The sequence below is a fragment of the Acidovorax sp. BL-A-41-H1 genome, assembly GCF_051942715.1.
On record NZ_JBPVJQ010000005.1, the window covers coordinates 1 to 20,049 of the forward strand.

General features: G+C 61.7%; 18 protein-coding genes and 2 rRNA genes. 16 read left to right on the top strand and 4 right to left on the bottom strand.

Going from position 1 to position 20,049, the window contains the following annotated elements:
• From ACTPOI_RS11140 to ACTPOI_RS11200, 13 genes are all read left to right on the top strand, one after another.
• Positions 1-1,981: ribosomal RNA gene (locus tag ACTPOI_RS11140) — 23S ribosomal RNA — on the top strand; the annotation flags it as partial.
• A gap of 144 nt (positions 1,982-2,125) precedes the next feature.
• Positions 2,126-2,238 (top strand): 5S ribosomal RNA (gene rrf / locus ACTPOI_RS11145).
• Positions 2,239-2,346: 108 nt separating this feature from the next.
• Positions 2,347-3,102, top strand: coding sequence for a 16S rRNA pseudouridine(516) synthase (locus tag ACTPOI_RS11150; RefSeq protein ID WP_440108790.1), 756 nt, complete (start codon positions 2,347-2,349; stop codon positions 3,100-3,102).
• Positions 3,103-3,306: 204 nt separating this feature from the next.
• Positions 3,307-4,281 (top strand): YncE family protein, encoded by a 975-nt coding sequence (locus ACTPOI_RS11155; protein WP_440108792.1) that lies wholly within the window; start codon positions 3,307-3,309, stop codon positions 4,279-4,281.
• A 42-nt stretch (positions 4,282-4,323) separates the two neighbouring features.
• Positions 4,324-5,103 (top strand): polysaccharide deacetylase family protein, encoded by a 780-nt coding sequence (locus ACTPOI_RS11160; protein ID WP_440108794.1) that lies wholly within the window; start codon positions 4,324-4,326, stop codon positions 5,101-5,103.
• Between the two features lie 105 nt (positions 5,104-5,208).
• A complete protein-coding gene (locus ACTPOI_RS11165) occupies positions 5,209-6,243 on the top strand; it encodes a sterol desaturase family protein (RefSeq protein ID WP_440108796.1) in 1,035 nt (344 codons plus the stop codon).
• Between the two features lie 140 nt (positions 6,244-6,383).
• A complete protein-coding gene (locus ACTPOI_RS11170; protein WP_440108798.1) occupies positions 6,384-7,304 on the top strand; it encodes an EI24 domain-containing protein in 921 nt (306 codons plus the stop codon).
• The gene (locus tag ACTPOI_RS11175; protein WP_440108799.1) at positions 7,301-8,122 is read left to right on the top strand and encodes a competence/damage-inducible protein A; all 822 of its coding nucleotides are present in this window, start codon (positions 7,301-7,303) and stop codon (positions 8,120-8,122) included. The genes ACTPOI_RS11170 and ACTPOI_RS11175 overlap by 4 nt, the downstream gene beginning before the upstream one ends.
• Positions 8,123-8,290: 168 nt before the next feature.
• A complete protein-coding gene (gene glnA / locus ACTPOI_RS11180; protein ID WP_440108801.1) occupies positions 8,291-9,706 on the top strand; it encodes a type I glutamate--ammonia ligase in 1,416 nt (471 codons plus the stop codon).
• Between the two features lie 205 nt (positions 9,707-9,911).
• Positions 9,912-10,421, top strand: coding sequence for a hypothetical protein (locus tag ACTPOI_RS11185; protein WP_440108803.1), 510 nt, complete (start codon positions 9,912-9,914; stop codon positions 10,419-10,421).
• A gap of 91 nt (positions 10,422-10,512) precedes the next feature.
• The gene (glnL, locus tag ACTPOI_RS11190) at positions 10,513-11,535 is read left to right on the top strand and encodes a nitrogen regulation protein NR(II) (protein WP_440109461.1); all 1,023 of its coding nucleotides are present in this window, start codon (positions 10,513-10,515) and stop codon (positions 11,533-11,535) included.
• Between the two features lie 41 nt (positions 11,536-11,576).
• Entirely contained in the window at positions 11,577-13,274 is a 1,698-nt protein-coding gene (gene ntrC / locus ACTPOI_RS11195; protein ID WP_440108804.1) for a nitrogen regulation protein NR(I), read from the top strand.
• A gap of 297 nt (positions 13,275-13,571) precedes the next feature.
• Entirely contained in the window at positions 13,572-14,543 is a 972-nt protein-coding gene (locus ACTPOI_RS11200; protein WP_440108806.1) for a ferritin-like domain-containing protein, read from the top strand.
• A 143-nt stretch (positions 14,544-14,686) separates the two neighbouring features.
• Here the strand turns inward: ACTPOI_RS11200 and xth are convergent, their stop codons facing one another.
• From xth to ACTPOI_RS11220, 4 genes are all read right to left on the bottom strand, one after another.
• Entirely contained in the window at positions 14,687-15,475 is a 789-nt protein-coding gene (gene xth, locus ACTPOI_RS11205) for an exodeoxyribonuclease III (protein WP_440108808.1), read from the bottom strand.
• A gap of 73 nt (positions 15,476-15,548) precedes the next feature.
• Positions 15,549-16,037 (bottom strand): dihydrofolate reductase, encoded by a 489-nt coding sequence (locus tag ACTPOI_RS11210; RefSeq protein ID WP_440108809.1) that lies wholly within the window; start codon positions 16,035-16,037, stop codon positions 15,549-15,551.
• A 66-nt stretch (positions 16,038-16,103) separates the two neighbouring features.
• Complete coding sequence (locus tag ACTPOI_RS11215) at positions 16,104-16,706, bottom strand: DUF4337 domain-containing protein (protein ID WP_440108811.1); 603 nt, start codon at positions 16,704-16,706, stop codon at positions 16,104-16,106.
• A 75-nt stretch (positions 16,707-16,781) separates the two neighbouring features.
• The gene (locus ACTPOI_RS11220) at positions 16,782-17,636 is read right to left on the bottom strand and encodes a thymidylate synthase (protein WP_440108813.1); all 855 of its coding nucleotides are present in this window, start codon (positions 17,634-17,636) and stop codon (positions 16,782-16,784) included.
• Between the two features lie 340 nt (positions 17,637-17,976).
• Here ACTPOI_RS11220 and ACTPOI_RS11225 point away from each other — a divergent pair, with 340 nt between their 5' ends.
• From ACTPOI_RS11225 to ACTPOI_RS11235, 3 genes are all read left to right on the top strand, one after another.
• Positions 17,977-19,017, top strand: coding sequence for a PfkB family carbohydrate kinase (locus ACTPOI_RS11225; RefSeq protein WP_440108815.1), 1,041 nt, complete (start codon positions 17,977-17,979; stop codon positions 19,015-19,017).
• A gap of 24 nt (positions 19,018-19,041) precedes the next feature.
• Positions 19,042-19,428: a hypothetical protein gene (locus ACTPOI_RS11230; RefSeq protein ID WP_440108817.1), complete on the top strand. Its 387-nt coding sequence runs from the start codon at positions 19,042-19,044 to the stop codon at positions 19,426-19,428.
• 87 nt (positions 19,429-19,515) lie between these two features.
• Positions 19,516-20,031 carry a GNAT family N-acetyltransferase gene (locus tag ACTPOI_RS11235; protein ID WP_440108819.1) on the top strand — a complete coding sequence of 172 codons (516 nt, stop codon included), beginning with the start codon at positions 19,516-19,518 and terminating at the stop codon, positions 20,029-20,031.
• The last annotated feature ends 18 nt before the right edge of the window (positions 20,032-20,049 follow it).

Here is a 20,049-nt window from a genome sequence, read left to right on the forward strand (position 1 = left end):
TGCAAACTCCGAATACCGACGAGTACAGCTTGGGAGACAGAGCACCGGGTGCTAACGTCCGGACTCAAGAGGGAAACAACCCAGACCGCCAGCTAAGGTCCCTAAAATTGGCTAAGTGGGAAACGAAGTGGGAAGGCTAAAACAGTCAGGATGTTGGCTTAGAAGCAGCCATCATTTAAAGAAAGCGTAATAGCTCACTGATCGAGTCGTCCTGCGCGGAAGATGTAACGGGGCTAAGCCAGTTACCGAAGCTGCGGATTTGCAATTTATTGCAAGTGGTAGGAGAGCGTTCTGTAGGCCTGTGAAGGTGTCTGGTAACGGATGCTGGAGGTATCAGAAGTGCGAATGCTGACATGAGTAGCGTTAAAGGGGGTGAAAAGCCCCCTCGCCGTAAGCGCAAGGTTTTCTACGCAACGTTCATCGGCGTAGAGTGAGTCGGCCCCTAAGGCGAGGCAGAGATGCGTAGCTGATGGGAAACAGGTCAATATTCCTGTACCGATCAATAGTGCGATGTGGGGACGGAGAAGGTTAGCTCAGCCAACTGTTGGATATGTTGGTTCAAGCCTGTAGTCGTGCCTGGTAGGCAAATCCGCCGGGCTTAGATGAGGGGTGATAACGAGTCTGCTTGCAGACGAAGTGAGTGATACCCTGCTTCCAGGAAAAGCCACTAAGCTTCAGCTATTGACGACCGTACCGCAAACCGACACTGGTGCGCGAGATGAGTATTCTAAGGCGCTTGAGAGAACTCAGGAGAAGGAACTCGGCAAATTGATACCGTAACTTCGGGAGAAGGTATGCCCCAAGTAGGTGAACCTGTACAAGGCGAGCCCAACGGGGTTGCAAAAAATCGGTGGCTGCGACTGTTTAATAAAAACACAGCACTCTGCAAACACGAAAGTGGACGTATAGGGTGTGACGCCTGCCCGGTGCTGGAAGATTAAATGATGGGGTGCAAGCTCTTGATTGAAGTCCCAGTAAACGGCGGCCGTAACTATAACGGTCCTAAGGTAGCGAAATTCCTTGTCGGGTAAGTTCCGACCTGCACGAATGGCGTAACGATGGCCACACTGTCTCCTCCTGAGACTCAGCGAAGTTGAAATGTTTGTGATGATGCAATCTCCCCGCGGAAAGACGGAAAGACCCCATGAACCTTTACTGTAGCTTTGTATTGGACTTTGAACAGATCTGTGTAGGATAGGTGGGAGGCTTTGAAGTGAGGTCGCTAGATCTCATGGAGCCAACGTTGAAATACCACCCTGGTGTGTTTGAGGTTCTAACCTAGGTCCATTATCTGGATCGGGGACAGTGCATGGTAGGCAGTTTGACTGGGGCGGTCTCCTCCCAAAGCGTAACGGAGGAGTTCGAAGGTACGCTAGTTACGGTCGGACATCGTGACGATAGTGCAATGGCATAAGCGTGCTTAACTGCGAGACTGACAAGTCGAGCAGATGCGAAAGCAGGACATAGTGATCCGGTGGTTCTGTATGGAAGGGCCATCGCTCAACGGATAAAAGGTACTCTGGGGATAACAGGCTGATACCGCCCAAGAGTTCATATCGACGGCGGTGTTTGGCACCTCGATGTCGGCTCATCTCATCCTGGGGCTGTAGCCGGTCCCAAGGGTATGGCTGTTCGCCATTTAAAGAGGTACGTGAGCTGGGTTTAAAACGTCGTGAGACAGTTTGGTCCCTATCTTCCGTGGGCGCTGCAGATTTGAGGAAGCCTGCTCCTAGTACGAGAGGACCGGAGTGGACACACCTCTGGTGTATCGGTTGTCACGCCAGTGGCATTGCCGAGTAGCTAAGTGTGGAAGAGATAACCGCTGAAAGCATCTAAGCGGGAAACTCGTTTCAAGATGAGATCTGCCGGGGCCTTGAGCCCCCTAAAGAGTCGTTCAAGACCAGGACGTTGATAGGTCAGGTGTGGAAGCGCAGTAATGCGTTAAGCTAACTGATACTAATTGCTCGTGCGGCTTGACCCTATAACTTTGATTGCCAACGCAAGTAATTGCGATAAGCTCAAAGATTGTTATGCCAAGTTGACGCAGTCAAAAGACACAAAAATCTGATTCCAAACTCTATGAATTCGTTGTGTTGCTCCCAGAGCAGCCCGACACCAAGTTATGCCTGATGACCATAGCAAGTTGGTACCACTCCTTCCCATCCCGAACAGGACAGTGAAACGACTTTGCGCCGATGATAGTGCGGGTTCCCGTGTGAAAGTAGGTCATCGTCAGGCTCTTACAGCCCAAACCGCCCTTCTGCTCGTTCGAGTAGAAGGGCGTTTTGCTTTGCGGGCTGCCAGATCTAATGTCTTGCAGTTAGGTGACTTTTTGCATTTGCGGTTATGCAGCTTCAGGATATTCTTTTTTCCCAAGGGTTTGGTACTCGCCGCGTGTGCGCGGGATTGATCCAGCAAGGTTGGGTGTCGGTTTCGAGTCCAGGTCATCCGGTTGAATTGGCCCTGTGTACCGAGGCGACCGCTGAGTTTGTGCCTGAAGGGCTCGTAATGAACGTTCAGGGCGTTCTTTGGCCGTATCACGAAAAAGCATACGTTTTGCTGAACAAGCCAGCAGGGACTGAGTGCTCTCAGAAGCCGTCCACCTATCCCAGTATCTATACATTGCTTCCAGCGCCACTTCGGCAGCGCCCCACCAAGAGCGCAATTCAGGGAGTACAAGCTGTGGGGCGGTTGGATCAGGACACCACAGGCATGCTGCTCCTGAGCGACGACGGGCAGTTCATTCATCGGATGAGTTCACCCAAAAAGCACGTCTCCAAGGTGTACCGGGTATCGGCCAAGCATGCAGTCGACCAGACGCAAATCGAGCGCTTGTTGGCAGGCGTGGTCTTGGACGACGACCCTCGGCCGGTGAAAGCGGTCGCCTGCAACTTGCTGGATACCAATACCCTGGAGATGACCCTGACCGATGGAAAGTACCACCAGGTCAAGCGGATGCTCGCCGCCGTTGGTAACCGGGTCGAAAACCTGCACCGGTCCAGGATTGGCGGGATGGCTCTCCCTGAAGATCTGGCGCCCGGTCAGTGGCGATGGTTGAGCCCCTCCGATCTCGATTTGCTGGGGTCCGAGTCGGGAAAGTGAGCGACCGCTGCGGTCGGCGAGGCGTTGGCGCCCGCCCCGTGCCGAGCCGGATGTTTCCCGCCTCAATTCGGGTCAGCCTTTGTGTTTACGCATTCCCGCCTGTGTGTCGCTCCAGATCAAGGAAAGACTGCATGGCAGGCAGGGTTCACGCCACCCGCCGCTAAACTCCCAGTTCCTGGAGAAAGTGATTCTGTGAAGACGACCATGTTGAAAGCCCGTGCCTGTCTTGCGTTGGCAGGCCTGTGGCTGGCAATGACGAGCGCTGTTGCCAGCGTGCCTCCCATTTTTGTGCTGAATTCGCTGGAGGCCAACGTCAGCGTGATCGACCCGGTCACCTGGACAGAAACCGCGCGGATACCAACCGGGAAAGAGCCCCACCATCTCTATCTGACGCCGGACGAGAAGTCGCTGATCGTGGCAAATGCGCTGGGGGATACGCTGACCTTTGTAGACCCACAGACTGCCCAGATCCAGCGGACCGTGCGTGGCATTGTGGACCCGTATCACCTGCGGTTCTCGCCAGACATGAAGTGGTTCGTCACGGCGGCCAATCGCCTGAACCACATTGACTTTTACCGCTGGGATGGAAAAGACCTGTCGCTGGTTCAACGCGTGGCTACCTCACGCACGCCAAGCCACCTGTGGATAGACAGTCGTAGCACCACGGTGTACTCGACCATGCAGGACAGCGATGAACTCGTGGCCATCGACATAGCCACTCAGAAAATCAAGTCGCGTGTGAAGACCGGGCCCATGCCTGCTGACGTATACGGCAGCCCCGACGACAAGCGTGTATTTGTAGGGCTCACGGGGGGTGACAGTGTCGAGGTGTTCGACATCACCGGCCGGGAACCGGTCAGCATCAGGAAGATCAAGACGGGTAACGGTGCCCATGCATTCCGGGCAGCAGGCGACGGCAAACATCTGTTCGTGAGCAATCGCGTGGCCAACACGATCAGCAAGCTCGACATGGACACGCTGCAGGTGGTGGAGTCTTACCCGGTACCGGGCGGCCCGGACTGCATGGAAGTGTCTGCAGACGGCCGGTTCATCTACGTCAGTGCTCGCTGGGCACGAAAGCTTTCTGTGGTCGATACCCAGCTGAAGAAGGTGGTGCGGCAGGTACCCGTGGGTAAGTCACCCCACGGCGTGTGGACGCTGCAACACGCTCCCCGCTGAAGGTCGGCGCATCGGTAACTTCACCCCGTACCCGCTTTAAGCATGCGAAGTCTTTTTGCTATTATTTTCATAGCTTTCAGTGCTTGTTCTATAAGCGCTACAGCCAAGAATGACTGCGAAAAGCCGGTTTACCTGACTTTTGACACTGGACACATGGAGGTGGCCCCTCTGGTGGCGGATGTTCTACAGCGTCATCAGGTGCTTGTGACGTTCTTTGGTGCCAACGAGCGTACGAAGGAGGGGGACGGCAGCCTGGGCAACCATTGGGCACCCTGGTGGCGCGCCCGCGCCCAGGAGGGGCACGAGTTTGCGTCCCACACCTGGGATCATGTCTACTGGCGCGGCGACATTGCTGGCAAACCGAACGTTTCATTCACGGTGCGTCCTTCGGCGGGGCAGCGCAATGGCGAAACCTACGCACTGAGCGCAGCCGGCTACTGTGAGCAGCTTGATCGCGCCTCCAACAGGTTGAAGGAAATGACTGGCCGGGCGCCTCTGCCGCTTTTCCGCGCGCCGGGTGGCAAGACGTCGCCGCAGTTACTGGCATCTGCGCGCGCTTGTGGGTACACGCACGTGGGATGGTCGGAGGCGGGATTTCTGGGCGATGAGCTTTCCAGCGAGAAATTCAGCAACGCAGCCCTCTTGCGAAAGGCGCTGCGGGACATCCGCAGCGGTGACATTCTCCTGGCACATCTGGGCATCTGGTCCCGCAAGGACCCTTGGGCGCCTGCCGTGCTGGAGCCGTTGATCACAGGACTGAAGGAGCGCGGATTCTGCTTTAGAACCTTGCGCGAGCATCCTGATCTGGGCAAAACGCAGTAGCGCCATGCACGTCATCGTCGGCGCCAGCCAACGCATTCTGGCGGCAACGCTTTGTGCACATACGGGGCGGTCCAAACATCGACGTGCGGGAAGGATCTTGAAGTGATGGACTGGTGGAGCAATGGATTTGACGCCGCACAGCAGTGGGTGTTTGAGCATGCCATGCAGCCTGTGATGTTCTGGGCTGGGCTGGGCAATCACCTCGAGACCGGCTACGAGGCGGCGGGCTGGCTGCTGGTCGGACTGTTGCAACTGGTCGTCATCATTGGACTGATCGGGCCCCTGCAGCGGCTGCGCCCGGTCGAGGCGGTTTCGGACCGCGCCACCATCCGCACAGATATTCTCTACACACTCATTCACCGGCTTGGTCTTTTCCGCCTGGTACTGTTTTTCGCCATCGATCCGCTGATGGATTCGATGTTCGGCGCATTGCGCGTGGCCGGCATCAGCACCTTTCAGCTGGACGGCATCTGGCCCGGAGTGACGGACCTTCCGTGGGTGAGCCTGCTGCTGTACCTTGTGGTGTTCGATTTTGTGGACTACTGGATCCACCGGGGGCAGCACCACTTTGAATGGTGGTGGAAACTGCACTCGCTGCATCACGCCCAGCGGCAGATGACGATGTGGAGCGACAACCGCAACCACCTGCTGGATGATTTGCTGCGCGACACGATCCTGGTCGTGGTGGCCCAGTTCATTGGCGTGGCACCGGGGCAGTTCATTGCCATCGTGGCCATCACCCAGTTGAGCGAGAGTTTCCAGCATGCCAACCTTCGCCTGTGGTTTGGCCGGTGGGGTGAGCGCCTGTGGGTGAGTCCCCGGTTCCATCGCCGCCATCACAGCATTGGTATCGGCCACGAAACGGTCAAGATGGCGCCTGCCGTTTCCTCCGGCTCTGCAGATACGGACGACGCTTACCCGCCGCGAGTACGGCGCGTCGTATTGGGCGGGCACAACTTCGGGGTGCTACTTCCCTGGTGGGACATCCTGATGGGCACCGCCAACTTCGAGCTGCGCTACGACCCCACCGGTGTGCGCGATCAAGTGGAACCTGGGCCCGACGGCTCCACGCGCAACTACGGAAAAGGCTTCTGGTCCCAGCAATGGACCGGGCTGCTGAGGCTGGCGGGTAAGGCCTGATCGTCAGCTGCCCACAGCGGGGCGTCTACGGTGCCTTGCGAGATGACCCGGTCGGCGCAAACGACGGCGCCACTGCCCGTGCGCTGGCCGACCACTTCCAAGGCAAGTGGGGAAATCATCCAGCGCGGTATGCTCTGCCCATGGGACTTCTGCTTGATTCCTTTTGGCGTGCCAGCGCCTACTGCCTGCGGCCCCGGGTCATGGCCCTGTCGACCGTGCCCTTGTTGGTGATTGCGGCCCTGGCGTTCGTCTTCGGGTACTTTTACTGGGATGCCGCGGTGTCCGGCATGCGCGCAGTGCTTGACTCATCCACCATCCTCACCAGCCTCTGGACCTGGCTGCAAGGATGGGGCGTGGCCGATGCGGCCAACATGGTGGCGCCCTTGATGGTCGTGGTGGCGGTGGCACCCTTGATCGTGGTGGTCTCGCTCCTGCTCGTGGCGATGCTGATGACGCCTGCGCTGGTGCGGCTAGTCGCAGACCGCCGCTTTCCTGGTCTGGAGCGGCGCCAGGGCGGGTCCTTCTTTGCCAGCGTGATGTGGTCCCTCGGCTCAACGGCGCTCGCCCTGGTGGCGTTGGTGCTGTCGATACCGTTGTGGTTCGTGCCGCCGCTGGTGCTCATCCTGCCGCCCCTGATCTGGGGGTGGCTCACCTACCGTGTGATGAGCTTTGATGCGCTGGCTGAGCACGCCAGCAAGGAAGAGCGCCAGCAGCTTTTCAAGCGACACCGCAGCAGCCTGCTGGGCATTGGTATCGTGACCGGCTACCTAGGCGCGGCCCCCAGCATTGTGTGGGCCTCGGGGGTTGTATTTGCGGCGGCTTTTTTCGTGTTGGTGCCGTTGGCGATCTGGATCTACACGCTGGTTTTTGCTTTTTCGTCGCTGTGGTTCACCCACTACTGCCTTGCCGCCCTGGAACGCTTACGTAGCGAGAGCGCGTCCGTTTCGCCGCGCCCCGCAGATCCTGGTATGGCGGCGGCTCTGCCACCAACACCGCTCCCCGCTGCCTTGCCGGAAGCTGGGCCTGCCGTTTCCCCTGAACGACCTTCCACTCCCCCATGATTCCCCGTTTTGGCCTTGTCATCGTCGGTGACGAAATCCTGTCCGGCAAGCGTGCCGACAAGCACTTTTCCAAGGTGATCGAACTGCTTTCGGCCCACGGGCTCTCGCTGTCGTACAGCGAGTACGTCGGTGACGACCCCGCGCGGATCACAGCTACTTTGAGGCGTGCCTTTGAATCCGGGGATGTGTTGTTCTCCTGTGGCGGTATCGGCGCGACGCCTGACGATCACACCCGGCAGTGCGCGGCGGCCGCCCTTGCCCGACCTCTGTGCCTGCATCCCCGTGCGGCGGAACTCATCCGGGAGCGCATGCAGGATGTGGCCCGTGAGCAGGGTGAGCCTTTCGAGCCGGACCGGCACGACAACGTCCATCGTTTGCAGATGGGGCATTTCCCCGAAGGGGCAGAGATCATCCCCAACCCCTACAACAAGATCCCGGGCTTCACCTGTCGCGGAGCGGGCGCTGGCACAGTGCATTTCGTACCCGGATTTCCGGTGATGGCCTGGCCGATGATTGAGTGGGTGCTTGACCAGCATTACGCCGCGTTTTTCAACACCGCACCGCAGATCGAGCAGTCGGTACTGGTGTTCGGAGCCATGGAGGCCGCCTTGACGCCTCTCATGGAGCGCATTGAACAGGCACACCCAGGCGTTCGGGTATTCAGTTTGCCGAGCGTGGATCATCCACAATACGGCCGGCATATTGAACTCGGAGTCAAAGGGGCGGCCTCGGTGGTCCCAGAGGCTTGGGCAGACCTGAAGGCGGGACTGCATGATTTTGGTGCAAATTTGGGCCCCGAATTGGTGCGAAAGCTTTGAGCGTTGATCCTTGATTCTCGAATGCACCTTTATGGTGCTTTTGGGGCTTCAATGGTGCTTCCAAGTTCGGGTTGCTCTGTTGTAGTGCGTGAGGAACCCTACTGGCACGCAACCTGCTTTAATCGAACAAATCTTTTTTTCAACAAGCGCTTTACCCAGGAGAACCTGATGGCCAAGACCGTTGCAGACGTGATGAAGATGGTGAAAGAGAACGAAGTCAAGTTTGTTGACTTCCGTTTCACCGATACCCGTGGCAAACAGCAGCACACCACGGTGCCCGTCTCGCACTTCGACGAAGACAAGTTTGTATCGGGTCACGCGTTCGATGGCTCGTCCATCGCCGGCTGGAAGGGCATCGAAGCCTCCGACATGCTGCTGATGCCCGATCCAGGCACCGCCAACATCGATCCGTTCTTCGAGGAAACCACCCTCATCATGAATTGCGACGTTGTTGAGCCTGCCGATGGCAAGTCCTACGACCGCGATCCACGTTCCATCGCCAAGCGCGCTGAAGCCTACCTGAAGGCCTCCGGCATGGGCGATACCGCTTACTTCGGCCCCGAGCCAGAATTTTTCATCTTCGACGGCGTCCGCTGGAGCACGGACCCCCAGAACACGTTCTACGAAATCGAAGAATACGAAGCACCATGGAATACCGGCGCCAAGCTGGAAGGCGGCAACCGCGGCCACCGTCCCACCGTCAAGGGTGGCTACTTCCCGGTTCCACCGGTTGACAGCACGCAAGACATGCGTGCGGAGATGTCCCTGATCCTCGAATCCCTGGGCATCCCGGTCGAAGTGTTCCACCACGAAGTGGCGGGCGCGGGCCAGAATGAAATCGGCACCAAGTTCTCCACGCTGGTGGAGCGCGCTGACTGGACCATGCTGCAAAAGTATGTGATCCACAACGTGGCCAATGCATACGGCAAGACTGCCACGTTCATGCCCAAGCCCTACCACGGTGACAACGGCTCCGGCATGCACGTGCACCAGTCCGTATGGAAAGATGGCAAGAACCTGTTTGCTGGCGACGGCTATGCAGGCCTGTCTGACTTCGCGCTGTACTACATCGGCGGCATCATCAAGCATGCCCGTGCCCTGAACGCCATCACCAACCCCGGTACCAACAGCTACAAGCGTCTGGTGCCCCATTTCGAAGCTCCGGTGAAGCTGGCCTACTCGGCCAAGAACCGTTCTGCCTCGATCCGTATTCCGTTTGTGGCCAACCCCAAGGGCCGCCGCGTGGAAGCGCGTTTCCCTGATCCACTGATGAACCCCTACCTGGGCTTTGCGGCCCTGCTGATGGCGGGTCTGGATGGCGTGGAAAACAAGATCCACCCCGGCGAAGCCGCCACCAAGGATCTGTACCATCTGCCCCCAGAGGAAGACAAGCTGGTCCCGACCGTGTGCCACAGCCTCGACCAGGCGTTGGAGCACCTGGACAAGGACCGTGCCTTCCTGACCAAGGGTGGCGTGTTCACCGACAGCATGATCGACGCCTACATCGACCTCAAGATGGCCGAAGTGACGCGCTTCCGCATGTCGGTGCACCCTGTCGAGTACGACATGTACTTCTCGATCTAAGCCCAAGGCCGCAAGGCCGGTGCTTTCAGGAAAAGGCGGCGTCAGCCGCCTTTTTTTATGGGCCCGCAGGTGGCCGCTGATGCGTGGAACCAATGCTGCCGCACAGGTGTCTGCACAAAGCCCTGCGCAGCGCACTGCCGGATTGGCGATGACCTGCGATTGGGGGATACTCCCCCGAGCCCTGCACGGCAGCGCGAGGAACCTGATGAAAAACACCCTGATCTCTTTACTACTTATCGTTGCGGCGGCTCCGGCCGCCTGGGCCCAGGATCGCATCTACCGCTGCGGAAACGAGTACACGAACAACGCAGCGCAGGCCAAAGAGCGTGGGTGCAAGCTGGTGGAGGGCGGGAACGTCACCGTGGTGCAGGGCGCACGGCCCGCAGCAGCGGCTGCCCAGCAGCCTGCACCTGCAGGCGGGGCATCGCCTGCGTCGCCGCCCAGCGCCCCGCGTGTGAGCAGCAACGACCAGAAGGCGCGTGACTCCGATGCACGCGCCATCCTGGAATCCGAACTGCGCAAGGCCGAGTCGCGCCACGCCGAGCTGGTCAAGGAATACAACAACGGCGCGCCCGAGCGCAATGCGCTTGATCTGCGCAATCCTCAGCGCTACATGGAGCGCACTGCCGAACTCAAGGCCAGCGTCGCCCGCAGCGAGAGTGACATTGCAGGCATCAAGCGCGAGATTGCCCGCCTGCCCGCCGCCAGCAACTGACGCTTTTCAACCAGGGCTCTTCCGAGTGAACGTACCTTCCATGCGCGATGTCCCGGGCGGACACGCGGGGCGATTCCATTCCCTGGACCTGATGTCCACGCTGGTGGCAGTGCTGCGCGCCGACGGTGCTGTGCAGTTTGCCAATGCCGCACTGGAAAACACGCTGGGCCTTTCGCGCCGCACGCTGGAGGGCGCGGATTTCTCCGGTTTTTTCACCGACCCCAGCCTGCTGCAGACTGCACTGGCGGGCGCCCGTGGCAAAGACTTTGCGGCCCTGCGCTACGAGGCCAACCTCAAGCGGCTGCACCAGGATGCGATTCCGGTGCACGTGAGCGTGGCCGATGCCGAACAGGTGGGCGAGGTGCTGGTAGAGCTGTGGCCGCTGGAGCAGCAGGCCCGGCAGGACCGCGAAGAGCGTCTGCTCGACCAGGCGCAGGCCAACAAGGAGCTGATCCGCAACCTGGCACATGAAATCAAGAACCCGCTCGGTGGCATTCGCGGTGCGGCACAGCTGCTCGAGATGGAGCTGGAAAGCCGGGAGCTGACCGAATACACCCAGGTCATCATCCACGAGGCCGACCGGCTGCAAAGCCTGGTGGACCGGCTGCTGGCGCCGCACCGGCACCCGCACCTGGTGGGCGACGTCAACATCCACGAGGTATGCGAGCGGGTGCGCTCGCTCGTGCTGGTCGAGTATCCCAACGGCCTGCGTGTGGTACGAGACTACGACACCTCCATCCCCGAGTTCCGCGGCGACCGCGCGCAGCTCATCCAGGCGCTGCTCAACATCGTGCAGAACGCTGCCCAGGCGCTGGCCGAGCGCATTGCCGCGGGCAACGCCGTCATCACCTTGCGCACTCGCGTGGCCCGACAAGTAACGTTTGGTCGCCAGCGATATCGGCTGGCACTGGAATTGCATGTCATCGACAACGGACCGGGCGTGCCCGATGCCATCAAGGAGCGTATCTTTTACCCTCTGGTATCGGGTCGGGACGGAGGATCGGGGCTGGGGCTCACGCTGGCACAGACATTTGTGCAGCGTCACCACGGGCTGATCGAGTGCGAGAGTGTTCCGGGTCGCACCGATTTCCGCATTCTCATTCCCTTGCCCTGAGGTCCCTGGCCGCGCAACCACAGGGAAGGTAAGCAAAACATATGAAGCCGATCTGGTTAGTAGATGACGACCCTTCGATCCGCTTCGTCCTGGAAAAGGCGTTGGCCCGGGAGAACCTTCCCACGCGCAGCTTCACGCACCCGCGCGAGGTGCTCGATGCCCTGGCCGACCTAACCCCCGCCGACCCTGCCCGCCAGGGCCCCCAGGTGCTGGTGAGCGACATCCGCATGCCGGGCGGCTCGGGGCTGCAATTGCTGGAGAAGGTGCGCGAGCTGCAGCCGGGGCTGCCCGTCATCATCATGACGGCGTATTCCGACCTTGACAGTGCGGTGTCGGCCTTTCAGCGCGGCGCCTTTGAATACCTGCCCAAGCCGTTTGACCTGCCCAAGGCGGTTGAACTGATCCGCCGCGCGGTGGAAGAAAGCCAGCGCGAAGAAGTCACCGAGGAGCGGCAGGCCGAGGCCCCTGAAATGCTGGGCCAAGCCCCTGCCATGCAGGATGTCTTCCGCGCCATCGGCCGCCTGAGCCAGAGCCAGGTTACGGTGCTGATCACCGGCGAATCGGGCTCGGGTAAAGAGCTGGTGGCGCGTGCGCTGCACAAGCACTCGCCCTGTGCGGACGGTCCCTTTGTGGCCATCAACACCGCAGCCATTCCCAAGGACCTGCTCGAATCCGAGCTGTTCGGGCACGAGCGTGGCGCGTTCACCGGTGCGCAGACGCAGCGGCGTGGCCGCTTCGAGCAGGCCGAAGGCGGCACGCTGTTTCTGGACGAAATCGGCGACATGCCGTTCGATCTGCAGACCCGGCTGCTGCGCGTGCTGTCGGACGGCCAGTTCTATCGCGTGGGCGGCCATGCGGCCGTGAAATCGCACGTGCGCGTGATCGCGGCTACGCATCAGGACCTGGAGCGCCGCGTGAAAGAGGGCGGCTTCCGCGAGGACTTGTTCCACCGTCTCAACGTGATCCGCCTGCGCCTGCCCGCGCTGCGCGAGCGCCACGAAGACGTACGCGTGCTGACGCGCCACTTCTTGCAGCAAAGCGCGCGGCAGCTGGGCGTGGAGCCCAAGCGCATTGCGGATTCGGCACTGGCGCGACTGGAGCAGTTTGCGTTTCCGGGCAACGTGCGCCAGCTTGAGAACATCTGCCACTGGCTGACCGTGATGGCCCCTGCGCAGGTGATCTCGGTGCAGGATCTGCCGCCCGAGGTGCTGGAATCGCCGGTGTACCAGCCCGTGCTGCGCCCGCAGCCAGAGCGCATGCCGGCGGAGCACGACGCGTTGCCCGCGGCCCCCGCCGCTGCAATGCCAGGCGCGCCGGTCGCATCGGTAGATGTGCGTGCTGGCGAGTTGCCGGTAGCTGGCAGTCGTGTTGTGGCCCCCGCATACGCCAACGGGAGCGCGGCGGCATCCGTGCACGCGCACTCTGGCTCGGCAGCGTCAGCCGATGCGGCCGGGTTGGCGCTTTCAGCCGGAGACATGGCCGTCGCGCCTGCCATTGCGGCGCACGGCAACAACGGCTGGGAGCATTCTCTGGAGCTGGAGGCCCAGCGCCTCCTGTCCGGCGGGCAACCGGAGGTGTGGGATGCCCTGACCCGCAAGTTTGAGTCGCGCCTGATCCGCACCGCCCTGGCAGCCACACACGGGCGCCGCATGGAGGCGGCGCAGCGCCTGGGCATCGGGCGCAACACCATCACACGCAAGATCCAGGAACTGGGGCTGGACGCGCCCGAGGACGCCTGAACCGGGCGCTGGACGCCGAGCGTGCGTTTCTGTGCAGCCCGGCGGCCCGGCGTAGTTGGGCGGTAGCTGCGGCGCACGGCCGCCTGCCTCAAAGAGCATGGGCGGACCCGCATCCGCTCCCGCCGCTCCAGCCGCCCATCACTGCGGCATCCCTGTAGGCGCCTGCACTCCCAGCATCAGCACGACGCGCGGCGCCATACGTGCGCCAGTCCTACACCCATGGCATCCATGGGCCGACCTCCGGGCAAATTGGCTGCTTCAACAATGAATGCACTGTCAACCAACCGGAGAGCTTCTATGTCGGATTTCAATGATGCCAACCGAGACCCGCTGACCAACGAACCTGGCGCTCACCCCGTGGGCACGGGCATCGGTGCCGTCATGGGCGGCGCTGCCGCAGGTGCTGCCGCTGGCGCATTCGGCGGACCTGTAGGCGCCGCCGTGGGTGGTGTTGCGGGTGCCGTGGCGGGTGGCCTGGCGGGCAAAGCGGCTGCCGAAGCCGTCAACCCGACCGCGGAAGATGCCTACTGGCGCGAAAGCTACCAGCGCGAGCCCTACTACGTGGCGGGCCGCACGTATGACCAGTACCGCCCCGCGTACGAACTTGGCTGGTCGTCCCTGAGCCGCTACGAAGGCGACTTCGACAGCGTGGAACCGCGTTTGGCCGACGACTGGCGTGCGCGCCATGCAGCCACCGGCATGGGTTGGGATGAAGCCCGCCCTGCCACCCGCGCGGCGTGGCAGCGTGCGTCTTTCAGCAACAAGGGAGCGGGCTCCAATACGGCCGCTGAAGGCCTGGCCAGCACCGAGATGATGGGCAACGACGACGCTGCCGATGTGCTCAACGACGTGCTCGAGTCAGCCCGCGACGGCGAATATGGCTTCAACGCCTGCGCCGAGCATTGCGACTCGCAGGAGCTCAAGACGCTATTCCTGCGCCATGCCCGTGAATGCGCTGCAGCGGGCGGTGAGCTGGAGCAGGAGATCCGCCGGCTGGGCGGAGAGCCTGCCTCGGGCGGCAGCATGGCCGGTGCGCTGCACCGCGGCTGGGTGTCGGTGAAGTCTGCCCTCTCCACGCGCGACGACAAGGCCGTGCTGGAAGAGTGCGAGCGCGGCGAAGACGCCGCTGTGGCGCGCTACCGCAAGGCCCTCAAGTCGGGCGGGCTGCCGGCCAACGTGCGTGGCCTGCTGGAGCGCCAGCTGCAAGGCGCGCAGCGCAACCACGATGAAGTGAAGGCGCTGCGCGATGGCTACGCCAACCGTGCCTGACCCGCATTGAGTCCCTGAGCAAAGGGACCCGGGGCGGCTAAATCGGCACGTCACCATAAAAAAACCGCAGGGAGCCAACGGCTCCTGCGGTTTTTTCATTCACCCAAACATCTGGCGCGGCGCCAGCAGCCTGGACCCAGCGTTCAGGCCCATGCCCCCGAGAGCGACACCACCACCGGTGCATGGTCGCTGGGCTGCGGGTTCTTGCGCGGCGCGCGGTCCACGGTGCAGGCGGCCACACTGCCGCGCACCGCATCGCTCACCAAAATGTGGTCGATGCGAAGCCCCCTGTTTTTCTGGAACCCCAGCATCCGGTAGTCCCACCACGAATACGTTTTCTCGGGCTGCTCGAACATCCGGAAAGCATCGGTCAGCCCGAGCTGGAGCAGGGCACGGAAATGGGCGCGCTCTTCGGTGGTGTGGTGGATGGTTTCACGCAGGCCGTCCGGGTCGTACGAATCGCGGTCTTCCGGGGCCACGTTGAAATCGCCCACCAGCACCAGCTGTGGGTGCGCCTGCATCTCTGCCCGCACCATGTCTTCCAGCGCCTGCAGCCAGCGCATCTTGTAGGCAAACTTCTCCGACCCCGGCTCCTGCCCGTTCACAAAATACCCGTTGATCAGGCGCAGCGGGCCCGCAGGCGTGTCCAGCGTGGCGGTGATCACGCGGGCCTGCTCGTCATCAAAGCCCTGGATGTTGCGCGACACATCGCGCAGCGGGCTGCGGCTCAGGATGGCGACACCGTTGTACGTCTTCTGGCCAAAGGCTGCCGCCTCGTAGCCCGCTTCTTTCAAGGCATCGTGCGGAAACTTGTCATCGGTCAGCTTGAGCTCTTGCAGGCACAGGGCGTCAACCGGGTTGGCGGCCAGCCAGGCCAGCACCTGGGGCAGGCGCACAGAGAGTGAATTGACGTTCCAGGTGGCGATTTTCATGGTTTTTGGCCTCAGGCCCCCGTAATGATTGCCTGGTTTGCTATCAATAAGTGAGTTCGGGACGGTGTGGCGGTTAACTGGCCCGCACGTACGTCACGAAGCTGAAGGGCAGCCCATTGCCGCCCACATGCTCGCTGCGCGTGGATTCGACCCACTCGGCTCCCAGTGTGGGGGCGAAGGCATCGCCGTCAAAGTCCCGGGCGATCTCGGTCACTTCCAGCCTGTCTGCCAGCGGCAGGGCCTCCGCGTAGATCTGCGCCCCGCCAATCACCCACACCGTCTGGCCGGTGGGCGCCTGCTGCAGCGCATCGTGCAGGCTGGCAGCGCGTACGGCGCCGTCCACCTTCCAGTCGCCCTGGCGCGTCACGACGATGTTGGTACGCCCGGGCAACGGGCGAAACCGTGGGGGCAGAGAGTCCCAGGTCTTGCGGCCCATGATCACGGGGCAGCCCTGGGTGAGCTGCTTGAAATGCGCCATGTCTTCCGACAGGTGCCAGGGCAGAGAATTGTTCTTGCCGATGACGCCGTTGGCAGCGCGGGCGTAGATGAGGTGCAGGGGCATGGCGGTTGCTGGTGTGGCCCGAAGATGTGCAGGTATGTGCAGGTATGTGCAGGTATGTGCAGATGGTCAGATGTGCAGGGCTGCGAGCACGCCCACACCCAGGCCCACAGCGGCCACGCCGTACATGCCGTATTCAAGCCACTTCTTGCGCGTCAGCAGCGCGATGGCTGCCAGCGCGATGGCCACCTGCAGCGCCGTGGTGGCCTGCGCCCAGCGGTGGTGCTCGTGCATCTGCGCCTCGCTCTTCCGGTCGAAAGCCAGTGCATCTGCTTCAAGCTTTTCTGCCACGACCTTGATCTCGTTCTTTTCTTTTTCGTAGCGGTCGATCTTGACCTGGTACTTGGCTTTCTCGGGCTCGGAGGCGCTCAGGTCTCGTGCGAGTTCGGCCAGGCTCTGCTTGGTGCTTTTCGACTGGAAGTAATTCCACTGGTTGGAAGCTTCGGTTTTCTTGATGGCCGCATCGTTCTTCATCAGCCCGGCATTGGCCTGGGTGGCCCCGCCCATGTAGGCGAAGATGGCTCCCACTGTGGCCACAATGGCCGTGAACATGGCGATCTTGTTGATGGACGAGCCACCTTCTGCGCCGTGGTGCGCTGCATCACCGCCGTGGGTGGCGTGCTCCACCGCGTGGTCATGGGGCCCGTGTACGTGAAATCCGCCGGAAGACATGGATGAGAAAACTCGTGGTGAAAGGGTTGGACTGGAGTGTGGGGCCAGTGGCCCGGCGCTGGTCTGCGGGTTAGGTCAGACCGCCACGGGCGCCTTGATGGCCGGGTGGCACTGGTAGTCCAGCACTTCAAAGTCTTCGTACTGGTAGTCGAAGATGCTGTCGGGCTTGCGCTTGATGTTCAGCACCGGGTAGGGGTAGGGCGTACGCGCCAGCTGGGTCTGCACCTGCTCATGATGGTTGCTGTAGATGTGGCAGTCGCCGCCCGTCCAGATGAAGTCGCCCACGTCCAGGTCGCACTGCTGGGCCACCATGTGGGTGAGCAGCGCATAGCTGGCAATGTTGAAGGGCACGCCCAGAAAAATGTCTGCGCTGCGCTGGTACAGCTGGCAGCTCAGCGTGCCGCGCCCTCCGGGTTCTTGCGCAGGCGCCACATAGAACTGGAAGAACGCATGGCAGGGCATCAGCGCCATCTTGTTCAGCTCGGCCACGTTCCACGCGCTCACGATGATGCGGCGCGAGTCGGGGTTGGTCTTGAGGGTCTGGATCACGTCGCTGATCTGGTCGATGTGCCCGCCATCCGGAGTAGGCCAGCTGCGCCACTGCACGCCGTACACCGGGCCCAGGTCCCCGTCCTCGCGCGCCCACTCGTCCCAGATGGTCACGCCGCGCTCTTTCAGCCAGTGGTTGCTGCTCGACCCGGTGAGAAACCACAGCAGCTCGACGATGATCGATTTGAGGTGCACCTTCTTGGTCGTGACCAGCGGAAAGCCTTCCTTCAGGTCAAACCGCATCTGGTGGCCGAATACGCTGCGCGTGCCGGTGCCGGTGCGGTCTGCCTTTTGCACACCATGCGTGAACACATGGCGCATGAAGTCTTCGTACTGGGACCGCACGGGGCGGGCGGTGGCAAGGGGGGCTGCGTCAGTCATGGCGTGTGCAAAAGCGGAGAAGGGCACCGGGTGGATGTAGCCGGTGCATGCGGGCGGACGAAGGGGTGCAGGAAGCGGATGCGGGCGTACCCCGATCCGGGCCGGACATTTTATGCGGCGCGGCATGGAGACGCCTTGCACCCTGATGCAGGGGCCGATAAGGCGAATTTCTTGGTCAAAACTACCTTCGGCGCAGGTTCCATATGCCCTGAATGCTATTATTTATATAGCTTTCAATGGTGGTCTGCCCGTGCGGGTCACGCAACACGCGGTGGTCTGGAAGGAAAGCCCTCCCGGGCATGAGTGCCCCCCCGCCAACAACACTTTCTTGAACCACCCCATGACCGACGTTGACCAGGCTTCCGTCCCGTCTTTGCAACCGGCCCCTGGCATTCACGCCGCCATCGCTGGCGAGGCCCTCATCGACCTCATCCGGCGGCCGGACGGCAGCTACCTGCCTTGCCTGGGCGGAGCCCTTTACAACCTGTGCCGCGCGCTGGCCCGCCAGGGCATCGGCACGCAGTACCTCAACCCCTTGTCGCGCGACCGCTTTGGCCGCGAGCTGGCAGCGCAGTTGCGGGCCGATGGCGTGCACCTGGCCCGGCCGGAGCCGGTACAGCCCGTAACGTCCCTCGCAGTGGTCAACCTCGATGCACACGGTCACCCCGACTACGCCTTCTATCGCGAGGGCGTGGCCGACCGCGCCGTGTCATCGCAGCTGCTGGGCGAGGCCTGCGCTGCCTTGCCCGGGTTGCAGCTGGTCTGCACCGGCGCACTGGCGCTGGACGCACGCGACGCGGCCATCTACCTGCCGTGGCTGGCCGCCCAGCGCGCCGCAGGCCATTGCGTGGTGGTTGATGCCAACCTGCGCCCTTCGGTGATGCCCGACCTCGCGGCCTACCGCGCCACCGTGCATGCCGCGCTGGCCCAGGCCCACATCATCAAGGTGAGCGACGAAGACCTGGACCACCTTGCGGTGCCCGGCACCGACGCTCTGGCACGCGCCCGCCAGCTTCTGGTTGCCAACCCTGCAGCCCAGCTGCTGGCCCTGACCATGGGGGCACAAGGCGCGTGGCTGCTGCACCGCAGCGGCACGCAATGCTTTGCGAAGGAGGCGCAGCCCCTGCAGGTGGTGGACACCGTGGGCGCGGGCGACAGTTTTCTGGCTGGGTTGCTGGCGCATTTGCTACGGCAGGCACAGTCCGCTGGCGCCGCCAGCTTGGCGGAGTTCGTTCAGACGCTGTCCGCCGAAGCGTGCCGGCAGGCATTGCGCCACGCACTGGCCAGCGCAAGCCTGTGCGTGATGGAGCAGGGCTGTATGCCGCCGGGGTGGAAGGCAGCGGTGGAGTGGACGCAAAATCATCTGGCGCACACGGCTTAGCTGCACGCTGTCCAGTTGGCGGCATTGACGTTGCTGGTCGATTGTTTGCCAGCTTTTTTTCTGGCATTCAAGGTTGTTCTTTGGTTCGTGCAAGCTGGTTCAATAACGCGTTGTCATAACTGGACGGACGAAATGCTGGATGCCCTTGCCGTGCTTTTATGGTCTGCAGTCGAGTTTGTTCTGGTGGTGACGGCCAAATGGCTGGTGCCCCGTTTAAGTCTTGGCCGCTGGCGCGCTGAGTCACTGGACGGCTCGGAGGGGCGCGTGCACGGGCCTGCGGGTGCACTCTCGTTCCGACGTGACGGCAAGCGGGTGTTGACTCCGACGGGTCTTCTGTTTGTCGGGGTTGCGTTTTATGCGCTGGTAGGCCTGGCCGCTGCTGGTTTGGCGGCGCTCACGGAAAGCGGTTGAATAGGTTCCTTGAACCGGCTCCCCAATCTGGATACTTGCTGATCTGGGTAGGGCTGTACCAGATTGCAACTGACAACGCTTCTTTTCATGAAACCTCGCGTTTACCTCCGCTCACCTGCAGTGGCCGATGAGCTCGCATTTATCGGTGCCGTGCGGCGAAGCAAGCTGTTCCATCGTCCGTGGGTTTCTCCTCCCAGCACTTCCGATGCGTTCGGGAGGTATCTTGAATCGATGGCACTACCCGTCAATCAAGGCTACCTGGTCTGCCTGCGCGCTACGGATGAGCCGGTGGGGGTGTTCAACATCACCAACATCGTCCGGGGGTGTTTTCAAAGCGGGTACCTTGGGTACTACGCATTCGCGGAGCATCACGGCCAGGGGTTGATGCGTGAGGGGCTGCAGGCAGTGGTCAAGCACGCGTTTGGCGTGCTCAAACTGCACCGCCTGGAAGCGAACATTCAGCCCGCAAACCAGACCTCGTTGGCGTTGGTGGAAGCCTGCGGATTTTGCAGGGAGGGGTTCTCGCCCCATTACCTCAAGATTGGCGGGCGTTGGCGCGACCATGAGCGGTGGGCGATCAACGCCACCGCCACGCATCGTTAGCCTGGTTTTCTGAGAGCC